10 protein-coding genes are annotated in these 11,714 nt (G+C 50.0%); 2 read left to right on the top strand and 8 right to left on the bottom strand.

Annotated features, from left to right (window positions below):
* Window positions 1–165: 165 nt before the first annotated feature.
* From GC178_10210 to GC178_10195, 4 genes are all read right to left on the bottom strand, one after another.
* Complete coding sequence (locus GC178_10210; GenBank protein MBI1287941.1) at window positions 166–813, bottom strand: hypothetical protein; 648 nt, start codon at window positions 811–813, stop codon at window positions 166–168.
* Between the two features lie 154 nt (window positions 814–967).
* Window positions 968–1,846 carry a hypothetical protein gene (locus GC178_10205; protein ID MBI1287940.1) on the bottom strand — a complete coding sequence of 293 codons (879 nt, stop codon included), beginning with the start codon at window positions 1,844–1,846 and terminating at the stop codon, window positions 968–970.
* A 355-nt stretch (window positions 1,847–2,201) separates the two neighbouring features.
* The gene (locus GC178_10200) at window positions 2,202–2,465 is read right to left on the bottom strand and encodes a hypothetical protein (GenBank protein MBI1287939.1); all 264 of its coding nucleotides are present in this window, start codon (window positions 2,463–2,465) and stop codon (window positions 2,202–2,204) included.
* A 360-nt stretch (window positions 2,466–2,825) separates the two neighbouring features.
* Window positions 2,826–3,953, bottom strand: a complete 1,128-nt coding sequence (locus tag GC178_10195) for a Fic family protein (GenBank protein ID MBI1287938.1) — start codon at window positions 3,951–3,953, stop codon at window positions 2,826–2,828.
* A gap of 218 nt (window positions 3,954–4,171) precedes the next feature.
* Here GC178_10195 and GC178_10190 point away from each other — a divergent pair, with 218 nt between their 5' ends.
* A complete protein-coding gene (locus GC178_10190) occupies window positions 4,172–4,366 on the top strand; it encodes a hypothetical protein (GenBank protein MBI1287937.1) in 195 nt (64 codons plus the stop codon).
* Window positions 4,367–4,444: 78 nt separating this feature from the next.
* Here the strand turns inward: GC178_10190 and GC178_10185 are convergent, their stop codons facing one another.
* The 4 genes from GC178_10185 to GC178_10170 all read right to left on the bottom strand — a co-directional run bounded on the left by GC178_10185 (window position 4,445) and on the right by GC178_10170 (window position 11,326).
* The gene (locus tag GC178_10185) at window positions 4,445–7,282 is read right to left on the bottom strand and encodes a hypothetical protein (protein MBI1287936.1); all 2,838 of its coding nucleotides are present in this window, start codon (window positions 7,280–7,282) and stop codon (window positions 4,445–4,447) included.
* A 79-nt stretch (window positions 7,283–7,361) separates the two neighbouring features.
* Window positions 7,362–7,949, bottom strand: a complete 588-nt coding sequence (locus GC178_10180) for a cyclic nucleotide-binding domain-containing protein (protein MBI1287935.1) — start codon at window positions 7,947–7,949, stop codon at window positions 7,362–7,364.
* Window positions 7,950–7,993: 44 nt separating this feature from the next.
* Window positions 7,994–10,357, bottom strand: a complete 2,364-nt coding sequence (locus GC178_10175) for a TonB-dependent receptor (protein ID MBI1287934.1) — start codon at window positions 10,355–10,357, stop codon at window positions 7,994–7,996.
* A 15-nt stretch (window positions 10,358–10,372) separates the two neighbouring features.
* Window positions 10,373–11,326 carry a hypothetical protein gene (locus tag GC178_10170; GenBank protein MBI1287933.1) on the bottom strand — a complete coding sequence of 318 codons (954 nt, stop codon included), beginning with the start codon at window positions 11,324–11,326 and terminating at the stop codon, window positions 10,373–10,375.
* Window positions 11,327–11,485: 159 nt separating this feature from the next.
* Here GC178_10170 and GC178_10165 point away from each other — a divergent pair.
* Window positions 11,486–11,714, top strand: a 229-nt coding sequence (locus tag GC178_10165) for a hypothetical protein (protein ID MBI1287932.1), incomplete at its 3' end; no start/stop codon positions are given.

Below are 11,714 nucleotides of genomic sequence, written 5' to 3'. Positions count from 1 at the left end.
GACCATATATGGGCCATTTTAAGCCCCTGTCCGGCCCCCATTTTCTGAGAAACCGAAAAGGTGTTGCCAACAAAAAATCCGCCTTAGGCGGACTCATTTGTGATCGTATTCTGACGCGTAAGGGGGTTGCGCATCAGTTACCATTGTTGGGGTTAGTTTTTTATTTTATTTCAATTGGTACAGGTCAGATTGTGTCACAGGGAAATTTCGTTCAAGTCGAGAGACCAGTTGAGATACTAATTTGACAAACCATTCTTCCGCAAAAGGAGCTACAACGATTTCATTTACGAGCGTGTCAACGTCTACAGCTATTCGTTTTTCCGTCAAGGGTTCTCTGGGTTCAATGCCTTTTTGAGCATGGGGTATAGGAGTGTCAACGTGGTAAAGCCGAAGTTCCTTTTCATGCTCAAAACTGAGCCGTTTATAATTGAACTGGTTGAGGCTTGATCCGGGTCCTCCAGGTATTTTGTTCTGTTCTTCATTCATAAGTTCCCAAAACGTCACTTTACTGTAATCACGGTAGTAAACCTCTCCAATGTGTACATCATCCTTTGCAACTGCTAATGCGTTGATGATGTCCCCAACCGTTGATTTTAACGCAACTCCATTCTTAGTTTCAAGAAAAATCTTCCACATTGCGTCTGATTGAACTTCATTGATATGCCAGCAATTGAGGAAATAGAATTTTTTGGTTTCCATTTCTCTACTGGAAAACTCGTATTCCCCCTCCTTAAAGTCAGCCCAACGAAATGTACCTTCAAATGGGTCTTCAAACTTGTCAGAGCGGCAGAAATATAACTGCTCGTTGATCAAAAGGTCTACCAGTTTCGTGAAGTCGATGTACCGCCAAACAGTTTTAGAATGGTCAGGCGTATGAAACGTGTAATGTTCCTGATACAATGTCTTAGTTTACTTAGAGCTTGCGTGAATTACACTGACTAAATTCAATTTTGATGACGGGAGATAATTATTGGATTGTGGAAAGTATGCCGTTGTCAAAGTATAAGTAGTTTCCATCGTAAACCCATTGCTCAGAATTAATGCCCGTTGAGGTAGTGATGTTTTTACTTTTTGGTTCGCCCCAAGAAAGCAAGCACATTTCATCTGTCATTCCAACTACAACCTTTCCTGAAAGTATTTTTTCAAAATTCTCTTCTCCGAACAGTCCGGAATATTTGTTTGCAGCTGAGAGCGTGTACGTTCTGCCTTTACTGTATTGACCATTAACGCTTGAAGCGGGAACAAGAATTTTTTCTCCTTCCGAATTCTGGAAAACAAATGAGAGAATGAAGGTTTTATCTTCGATTGTTAAGTCGATACATTTCCAGTTTTCCTTTATCTTCTTAGTAATTGGTTTTCCCGTTTCAATGTCTGTTGCATTTTTCAGTACTCTATCAGAGAAAACAAAGGTTTTACCAACTGACAGGTCTTTTTGCTTCTCAAAGTATCCAGTAATAATGAATGGGAATGCAGGTATACCTTTTTCTTTATTAACTAAGTGATCAATTTCTTTTGGGGTGCTGTTGTTCACAGCCAACTTGTAGTACAAAATATCCTTGCTTGTTTTCTCTTCTAACTTTAGGAAATAGTAAGTCGCTCCAGATATACTGTTTTGTTTTTCAGCTTTAATAATGTCAAGAACTTTGAAATATTTCCCAGCTATTGCCTTGTAGTCTGAATTAAACCCGTCAGAACTTTTATAAACATTTCCCTTCTCAAATGCGCTTTTGCTGTAATCTACCAAGAAGTTCATGTAACCGAAGGATTGAAAATTTTCGGGGAGTTGATTTAAGTATAGTTCTTGACCAATGTATTGGTGGATGTTTTTCCCAATATAATTTGTCATGCTATCGTAAACGGCAGTTTCAATTCTATCATTGATTGGAGCAACTTTCGTGGTGGTTATTTGACCAAGCAAGGTTGAGGAACAAACCGTCAATAGCGTAAGAATGAAGATTGGTTTCCAAGAGTGTAATTGTCCCATAGTTGTCAATGATTTAGTAATGATTTGCTTTCAGTTTACTGCCGAGTTTTCAGACGGCTTTTTCAAATTAACCCCAACAGTTGGCTAAAGAAACTATTATCGTTAGCCAGCTTTGCCGTTGGTTGTTTTAACGTGCTGCAATATAGGCATTTACAATGCCCAACAAGGCAGAACGGCATAGTGTAATTTGCAAATTACATTTGGCCTCGGCCACCGTTTACGCCACCCTTATAATGTACCAGCCGCTGTCATCGGTGGCCACCCAGAATTCGAATTCCTTCTTCTGTTCCCTGCTTACCTCGTTCATCATGGTCAGTGGAGTTTTGCCCGTGCGGGTCCAATCTTCACGGGCCACAAACAAGGTCTGGTCCACCTCCATGGTGCGCAGCACCTTACGTACGGGGTGAGCATTGCCCGGTGGAAGCCTGTCAATGACCTCCACCGTGCCATCCACTACAAATCCTGACTTTTTGAATTTCATGACGGTTGATCTTGGGTTAACAATGACACAAGGTAGAAACAAATCACCATCAAAACCAACATCCTGTGTGCGTTAAGGGTGCGATGCGTCTCTATCGGTCTTGTCCCTAAATTAAGCCGTCCTTTACAGGAATTTCGTGTCCCCGTTACGCTGTAACCCACATCCTCATTGAGGTAAAGGGGCTTTCGGTCGCGTCACGGAGCGTTCTTTTCACGCACACCCCCTTTGAACGTTTTCGAGGCATTTGCATCTGGGCTCACCATAGGCGGCTCATGGGCTCTGTAGGCAGCCATCCTGATAGATAATTCTGCAACTTTGTACCGGAGGCTTTGACCGACCCTATTGTCGGCATTTCATTTTTTATGCTCGGAAGATCGCGAGGTATTCGTGTAGCACGTACAATCGGTCCCGAGAACGACCGGTGCTTTCCACGATGATGTCTTCCTTCTCCATCGCTCTCAGCAGACTGTTCGCTGTGGCGGCAGTTATCTGTAGCTCGGCCTCCACGTCCCGAGGGGACATGATGGGGTTCGAGTACATCTTCACCAGTAGCCCCTGCGCCAGCTTGGCCCGCTTCCCAAGCAGGAGGATACGTTTCTCGTAGGTCGTACGGAGTACGGCAATCTGATCGAAGGTGTGTTTTCCTTTCTCCGCGGTCTCGATCACCCCGGTAAGGAAGAACCGCAGCCAGTGGTCCATCTCGTTCGATGTCCGCACCGCCATCAGCGCATCGTAGTACTCGGAGCGATTCCTCTCGAAGAAGTCGGATATGTACAGGATGGGCTTGTCCAGCAGGCCGTAGTGGATCATCTGAAGCATTATCAGGAGCCTTCCGATACGTCCGTTACCGTCAAGGAACGGGTGGATGGTCTCGAACTGGTAGTGGGTGATGGCCGTCCTTATCAGGAAGGGCAGATCCCGTTCGGTATCGTGCCAGAAGTGCTCCAGGTCGGACAACAGTTCTGGCAGGTCGTCATGATGCGGGGGTATGAACCTCGCGCTCTGGATGTCGGCACCACCGATCCAGTTCTGGCTGGTGCGTACCGTACCCGGCAGCTTGTCCTTACCGCGTACACCTGAAAGCAGATGCCCGTGTGCCTCACGTAGCAGTCTCATGCACAAGGGGAGCTCGTGCATCCTTTCCAGCGAATGGTTCAGGGCCTTGATGTAGTTCTGCACCTCTTCCCAATCGTCCCTCTTTTCAGGGTCGATGTTCTTCTCGGTCATCACCGCCTCGTCTATGCTTGTGCGGGTTCCCTCGATTCTGCTGGAAGTGGTCGCTTCCTTGGTCTTGTGCATCCCGATGAAGAAGTTGATGTCGGGGATGATCTTGCTATAGGATGTCAGTTCCCCGAGCTTGGCCGATGCCTTTTCCATGAGGGTGAGAACGGCATCGCTGCGCCACTCAAAGGGCTCGTTGAGCAGCGTGGGCATGAAGCTCTTGTACTGGTACTGCTGCTTGTAATGTCCCGACCTGAACGCCTCCATAGGGACAAAGTTAAAATAAAGAGCCACGCTATTTTAACATGAGTAACTAACTTAAAATAAGGAACGCTCTTATTTTAGGTTGGGGGTGGGTGTCCGACCATCTCAGACACGAAAATTACACCTTATATGATCGGGACACTTTCCGAGGGGTGATATTTCATCCTGACGATACCATTTGTCGATGCCGCGCGGACATGTTACCATGACCGCTTATTGCTATGATAGCGGGACTGGCATATATGGGCGGTACGACCTTCAGGGCGTATAATTTCAGTTTCGATAATGTGGAAGAGGCCTGGGACATTACCCTACAGGCGCAACTGGCGGGCTACACCACGGCCACGCTGCCCATAGAGGTGGAACCGGGCAACGATTATCCGGACCAGAACTTTACGTTGGCTCCGATGCCGTGATGGATATTGGAGAGAAAGAACGCCCCGCTGCCCTTCGACCGCGCTCAGGGACCAGCGGGGCTTTCCTGTGGCTGCGATTTACCGCTGGGCCTCCAACTCCTCTATCCGCTTCTGCTGGTCTTGGTTCTCGCTGATCAATTGCTCGATCAAAGCCTGCTGGTCCTGCACGGCCTTTACCAGAAGTGGAGTGAGTTTTCCGTAATCCATCATCCACGGGTCGGTCTTGGCATCATTGCCACCAACAGATACGGCATTGGGGTAATGCTGATAGACCTGCTGTGCGATGAAACCCGTTTGCGGCTTCTTGGGGTCTTCCTTGTACACGTAATCCTTCACCTCGATTTGCATAAGGTCTTGCAGGCCTTTGGCTGTAGGAGTGATGTTGGTCTTCAGGCGCTCATCTGAGGTGGTGTTGTAGTCAACACCAGAGGAACTGGTCTGACGCACGGCACCAATCTCTGTGCCATCCGGTCTTCGGAAAGAAATGAAACGGTTATTGACCGATTGCGTGTTCTGGCCTGCTTTGACCAAAAGTCCATTGGCATATCCTCCAGCGTTCGCTTTATTTTCTACTGTGGCAATGAAATTATCTACTCCTGTAAGCTGGTCCAATACATGGAGTGTGGAACCAGGGGTGATCAGGCCAATGCCTATGTTGCCATCGTTATCCAACACCAACTGATCGGTCTGTGCCGCTTTACGGATGATCAGATCATTATCGGAATTATGGTAGATAAGCGAGTTCGCAGCTCCTTGGGTGAGTTTGATGCCGTCTGAAGACCCTGTGGTGCTGTTGGAAACATGAAGGTGAGCTTCTGGAGTATTCGACCCAAGGCACACATTTCCGGAAGCATCAAACACCATGTGATAACCTGAAGGGTTTGCAAGGGAAAAACCTCCTGCGGGAGTGTTGTTTCCGGTGGCTCCGACCCTGAAAACCCATGCGTCTCCGCCCGCAGCGGTATTCCTGATCCTGATGGCGGAACCCGTTCCATTGGCAGTCACATCAGAACCCGACACCTCCAATTTGGCTGATGGCCCCGTTGTTCCTACACCCACATTGCCACTTACCGCAGAATACTGGTCGGTTCCGTTTATGGTCCAGTCGCCATCGTCAACTGTTACGGTGCCACCACCATTGCTAAGGGTTACCTGATTTCCTGAAACACTCAATGTCTGTGGTTCAGTTGCTATCGTGGACGGATCGGTCCACACCATTTTCCCGTTGGCATCTGAAACAGGGATGTAACCAGCCTGCTGGTTGCCATCAACCATTTGGATAGAACCTGCCACGTGCAGCTTTTGGGACGGGGCAGTTCCGATCCCCACATTGCCCAGATGGTCGATGCGCATGGCCTCTGCAACAATCATATTGCTGGTTGTAAAGAATCGAAGGTCTCCATCGTCACTGCCAGGTGTGTTCGAGGAAGTGATGATGGCGCTTGTATACTGTGTGGATGAATTGTCTGCGTCATAGTTGTCGAAGTTGATGAACGCATGGCCCTGCGTGTATGCGTTCCATGTGGTATTGCTGGTTCCTTGACGGGCCCCGTAAATGGTCATCCCACGGCTTACAAAGTTCTGATTGCCCCCAATGATCGCATCCCCGTTCCAAACAGAAAGTTTCTGAACGGGGTTGGTTGTGCCTATACCCACATTTCCACTGTTCTTAATGGTCAGGCGTTCAGAGGGCTGGATTGCATTTACCGGTGTTGTGAAAAACCCGATCGAGCCTGGTGAAGATGTTCCGGAGACAGCGCCATCTGCCTTGAAACGGATACGGGCCGCTGGCGCAAATCCGTTACCACGATACAGTGCGGCCTCAATATTGGCGAGGATGTCCGAAGAACCAACTGCCAACGGACCTGCCAAGGTCCCTTTCTGTTTAACAAAATAGTAACCCGGATAGCCATTTCCTGCAACGGTTTGGGAGATGTCGCTCAGGTTGCCATTTTCATCGCGTATGTCAATCCTGTTGGTGGTACCGTACGAACCAGTGTTAGGTGTTGTTGTTCCTATGCCCAATGCGCCATTGGCCGCAACACGTACTCGCTCCAGGTCATTGGTTTTGAATGAAATGGCCTGGTTATCGGTAGTTCCTATGAAATTGGTTCCGGGTGTTGTACCCGCGTTTCCGGTCAGTCCCCACGCATCACCTGTTACCAACCCGGTCGGGTCGGTCCACGTCATTTTACCATTGGCATCAGAAACGGGGATGTAACCGATCGCTTGGTTGCCATCCACCATTCGGATTGAGCCTGCCACATCCAGTTTCTGAACGGGAGTGGAAGTGCCCACGCCTATATTGCCATTTGCCGCAATACGCATCATCTCGGTGGCGTTTGCGCCCCCGGCCGCATTGTTTTTGGTGAGGAAAAGGATGTTGCCGCCCTTGTTGCTATTGCCTTGCGGACCTGAAGCGGTGGCGCGGATAACGGCCGCAGCATCCACACTCGATGGGGCTGTATCGTCATTATTGTCGAACAGCAGTTCGCCCATCACCTCGCCATCGGTGGTATTGTTGTCGTTACGGGTGAAGAGCATCTGCGGGCCAGTGGCCGATTCGATGTTCAACTGCCTGTCAGGCGTTGTGGTTCCGATACCGATGTTGCCCGTGTTGGTATTGGACATATCGTTTCCACTTATGGTCCAGTCTGCATCGGCACCACCACCCAGCGGGATCCAAGAGGTTCCATCCCAACCCTCGAATTGCCCCGCCTTGAAACGGATGGTGCCAGCACCACCCGAAGGTGCCGCGCTGGAATTGTTGATGTCTGTGCCCACTTTGATGGCTCCGGTCACGTGGAGCATTTCCAATGGGGTGTTGGTGCCTACGCCCATTCCTTGCTGAGCATAGGAACTGACGGAAAAAAGTGTTGCAATTAGAACTGCAAGCGTCTTGATGGATGGTTTCATGACGACAGGGGTTTTGATGAGTTACAAAACTCCCTTAACCCAATGGACTGAGAATTAACAATCGCTAATAAGAAACGGTCTACTGCTTCTTCTCAGAGGCTATTCTTGCACGGATGCGCGAGAGAGAAACGGGCGTAACTCCCAGATAGGAGGCCAGGTAGATCTGCGGTACGCGCTGTACAAGGGCGGGGCGCTCCTTCATCAGTCCTTGGTAACGCTCCATGGGACTCATCACCGTGTGGAACTCCAAACGTGTCACGGCTTCGAAGAGGGTCTTTTTCATCTGGTCCAAGTAGAACTTCTGCACGCCCGGCCGCTCGTCTGCAAGCTCTTCGAACCTGCGCCTGTCCGCCACAGCCACCCATGTATCCTCAATGGCGCTAACTGTTTCCAAGGAGGCACTGCCTGTGACGAACGTCCTTGAAGAACCGGTTATCATGCCCTCACTGGCCAGATACACGGTCCGTTCTTCCCCATTGGTTTTAATCACATGGGAACGGAGAAGCCCCTTCAACACCACATACATGTTGTGGTTGAGGTCGTCAACTCTCAGCAACACCTCTCCTGTTTTGAAGCAGCGGATGGATACAAGTTGAATCATGGCCGCCATATCCTGAGGCCCCAGATAGGAGGCTGCGGAAACGAACTCTTTGACCTTGTCGAGCATAGGACGGGGATGGACTTGCTAAAATAAGCGCAATTTCCGTTCAATCAGAACTCCACCCGGTAATACACCAGCGGAAGAAAGCCGAGTTGGTATTTGGTCTCCACCTGTTGGGTCTGCGGGTTGTAGCTCTGGCTAAAGATGTTCTTGGTGTTGAAGATGTTCTGCAGGTCGAACGCCAGGCTGTGCGAGGCGCGTTTGCCATTGAACGCAAAGCTGATCTTGAAATCCATGCGGAAATAGTTCTTGTACTTCTCCTCAAAGGCACGGCTGGCATCGCGCACGGTGGTGCCTTCCAGTTTAGAGGCATCCAGGTCAATGGGTACGTACCGCATGCCGCCCGTCCATGTGATTTTGGTATCGAACGATAGCGTGTTCTTCTTGCTGATCTTGAGCTGGTAACCGCCCAGCGCGGTGCTGTTAAAATTGCCGTTGAAGGCCGAATTGCGCACCACCCCATCGCTGCCTTTGTAGGTGCTGTTGTACAGCGATCCCGTGAGCAGGAAATAGTACCCCCGGTCGAAGAACTTCTCAATGGTCAGTTCCAGCCCCATGTTCTGCCCCGTGCCCTGGTTCACCAGGCTGTCGGCCACCTGCAGGTCTCCGATGCTCGCCCCCGCATTCACCATGCTGAAGTACGATGGCATAGGCTCAACTGGCACGTCATACAGGTACTGGTAGTAGGTCTCAAACTTCAAGCGCAGCTTGGGCAGCACACTCCAATCGTAACCCAGCACCACATGTACGCTTCGCATGAAACCGAGATTGCGATTGGTACGCACGTAGCGATTTTCACTCGGCAAATAGGTCTGGTAGAAATAGGTGAGTGCCGGCAGCATCTGGCTGTGCATGCCCGAACCGATGGAAACCCCATGCCGCGGATGCGGTTTCCACTTGAATCCGATACGCGGCTCAATGGCAAATGAGGTGTTGAGCGTGCTCATCTGCGCATGCAGCCCCACGTTGGCCGAAGTCTGCTCCGAAAAACGATGGTGCAGTTCGCTGTACACCTGCGCCAGCCCGAAGTTGTCGTTGATGTTGAGGTTGACCCGGTACGGCTGTCCGAGTGCGGTCAACGAACTATCGAGGTAAGAGACAAATTTCTGGTCGAAGATGATGCCTGTTCGCAGGCTGTTCTTTGCGTTGAACTTGGTGTTGAGGATGGAGTGGACGCTGATGCCCAAAGTCACGTTCTTGTTGCGTTGGTTCAGGTAGCTGATGCTGGTGGAATCGGTCTCAATGAACCCGAAATCGGTTTGCCATTGCTGGATGCCCGTGGCCGCCACGGTGGTCTTCAAACTGTTCCTCTGCCCAAAGAAGATGAGGTGGGTCAACCCTGCCGCACCCATGTCGGATCCCAGTTTCTGGTCGCGTTTCTCCTCTCCCGCCTGGCTGAACCCCGCATTCTCGGTAATGTGGATGGAGCTGATGCCACCGATGCCCCAAAGGGTAAAACGCCCTGCCTTTTTGCGGGTCGGCACATCAATTACAAAGGTCAGGTCCTGGTACTGCGGAATGGCCGAAATGCCGAAGTTGATGCCCATGAGGCCAATAAGCGCCATGGTAGAATAACGGTAGGAAGCGAGGTACGAGGCAGGATGCTTTTTGGAGAACGGCCCTTCCAGTCCGAACTCCACTCCGTTCAATCCCAGCTGGAAATAGTATTCGCGCTTCTCGTTGTTGCCACGCCTCAGGTTCAGGTCAAATGCCCCAGCATTGGCGTTGCCGAACTCTGCCGGGAAGGCACCCGTGTAGAAATCGCTGTTGGCCAGCATGTTATTGTTGAGGATGCTGACGGGACCGCCCGTGCTGCCCGAAAAGCTCAAATGGTTCGGGTTGGGAATGTTGATGTCTTCCAATCGCCACACCACGGCCGTGGGCGAGTTTCCACGGATAATGATGTCGTTGCGCTCGTCCGAACCGCCCTGCACACCTGCAAAGGCAGCGGCTGCTCTGGCAGGATCCTGCCACGAACCGGCAAAACGCCTCGTTTCCTGCACCGAGAACGTGCGTGCGCTCACCGTGGCCATCTCGTTCAGTGGTTCGCTCATATCGCGGTTGGCCTTCACCACCACTTCATTCACCTTATTGATCTTCTCCTGCAACTGAATGGTCAGGATCAACTGCTTGGAAGGCGTCAGCGTCATGTTGGGCAGCAGTTGGTCCTCATACCCGATAAAGGAGGCTTTGAGGGTCACCTTCCCGATAGGAACGTTCTCAATTTTGAACTCTCCGTTCATATCGGTGGCTGCGCCTCGGAATGCGCTTGTATCCAAAACAACCACACTGGCGCCTGGCAGTCCGCGCTGGGTTACCGCATCCACCACACGACCACGGATGGTCTGCGTGATCTGCGCCAATGCATTCATCGAACCGAACAGAAGCAATATGAGTAGGCTTGCCCGAAACATGGCCGATAAAGATCATCAATCTTCAAAAGCAAAACCCACCACTAGCCCACGGTGGTCAGAACCGGGAATGGTAACGGCTTCGCAAGAGGTCGGAATCAGGTTCCCGGAATAGGTGATGTGATCGATGGGAATGAGCGGAACACCGAGATCCATGGGGTACGTGGCCTGAAAACCGTCTCTTACCGCTTTCAGGTTCCCGATCTTCAGGAAATCCTTGAATTTTCCATCCCACGGCACAATATTGAAATCGCCAAGAACAATGCACGGAATCTCACTTTCAGCGGCCATTTCGGCCACCTTTTCCAGCTGCTCATTACGTTCTGGAGTTTCATTCGGGGCAATGGGCGGTCTGGTGTGTAGTGAAATTACCATCGTATGTCGTCCGCGGATGTCAATGATTGCCTTTATGGCAGGCGTTCGTCCAAGAACAACAATTTCGTAGGTTAGAATCGGAAACTTTGAATAAAGCCCGATACCGTAACAGCATTGGCCCCAAGGATCCACCACTTTGAAGGGGTAATTTTCTTCAAATGCCGCATCCATCATTGAATTCCAGTCGGCATTCAGTTCCTGGATGGTGAAAACGTCCACATTTGCGTTTCTTAATGTTTCAATGGCAGCTTCGGGTGTCGGATTACCATGGTACAGGTTGAACTCACCTATTTTAAAATCCTCCGAACCAGCGCCTATGGTTGAAGCGAAATGCGGAAAGATTAAGGTTCCACTAATACAGAAACAAGCGATTGCGTAAATAAGTAGAACCCTCCATTGGAGGATGAGCGAAAAAATAACCGCCAGTACAGCAAAAATCAGTGTAAAATGGGCAAATGAGCCCCAAAGTTCAAACACGTGAATGCCGCAAGGGAAGGCTTGAATGATGGTTAACAGTATGATAAAGACACCTGCGGTTTGTTGCGAGCGCACCTTTATTTGGCTCATGATGTTCATCTCAATGCGTTGGTTTAGCATTATATTGGAACAGGTGGAAATTTAAATGAATTGATTGATACCTTAATTTGCTACCGGGCTTTTTAGCAACTTTAAGTTGTGAATCACGTTGATTGAACATGACGATCTTCATGGATTGGATAGCCCTTGCACCAAAAAGAATTGATACTTTCTGATAAGATGAAAAAGATATACTTATTAATTGTGCTCATTGCACCAGCGGTCTGTGGCCAAGCCCAAAACGTAGGTGTCGATGTATCGACCCCTATACAGAAGCTTGATGTTGCTGGGGGTCTGCGTATCGGCAGCACCTCCAATGGGGTGGCAGGTTCCATGCGATGGGACGGTACCAACTTCCAGGTGCATGACGGTTCCCAATGGATCACCTTCGGGGCGGGGACAGACCATG

The sequence above is a fragment of the Flavobacteriales bacterium genome (assembly GCA_016124845.1).
In the GTDB taxonomy this organism is placed as follows: Bacteria; Bacteroidota; Bacteroidia; order UBA10329; family UBA10329; genus UBA10329.
Note: the sequence above shows the minus strand (reverse complement) of the source record. Positions and strands in the feature narration are given on the sequence as shown.

Excerpts from the sequence above, each read along its gene's own strand:
- GC178_10205 (MBI1287940.1), bottom strand. The coding sequence starts at position 1,846 with ATGACAAATTATATTGGGAAAAACATCCACCAATACATTGGTCAAGAA.
- GC178_10200 (MBI1287939.1), bottom strand. The coding sequence starts at position 2,465 with ATGAAATTCAAAAAGTCAGGATTTGTAGTGGATGGCACGGTGGAGGTC.
- GC178_10195 (MBI1287938.1), bottom strand. The coding sequence starts at position 3,953 with ATGGAGGCGTTCAGGTCGGGACATTACAAGCAGCAGTACCAGTACAAG.
- GC178_10190 (MBI1287937.1), top strand. The coding sequence starts at position 4,172 with ATGATAGCGGGACTGGCATATATGGGCGGTACGACCTTCAGGGCGTAT.
- GC178_10185 (MBI1287936.1), bottom strand. The coding sequence starts at position 7,282 with ATGAAACCATCCATCAAGACGCTTGCAGTTCTAATTGCAACACTTTTT.
- GC178_10180 (MBI1287935.1), bottom strand. The coding sequence starts at position 7,949 with ATGCTCGACAAGGTCAAAGAGTTCGTTTCCGCAGCCTCCTATCTGGGG.
- GC178_10175 (MBI1287934.1), bottom strand. The coding sequence starts at position 10,357 with ATGTTTCGGGCAAGCCTACTCATATTGCTTCTGTTCGGTTCGATGAAT.
- GC178_10170 (MBI1287933.1), bottom strand. The coding sequence starts at position 11,326 with ATGCTAAACCAACGCATTGAGATGAACATCATGAGCCAAATAAAGGTG.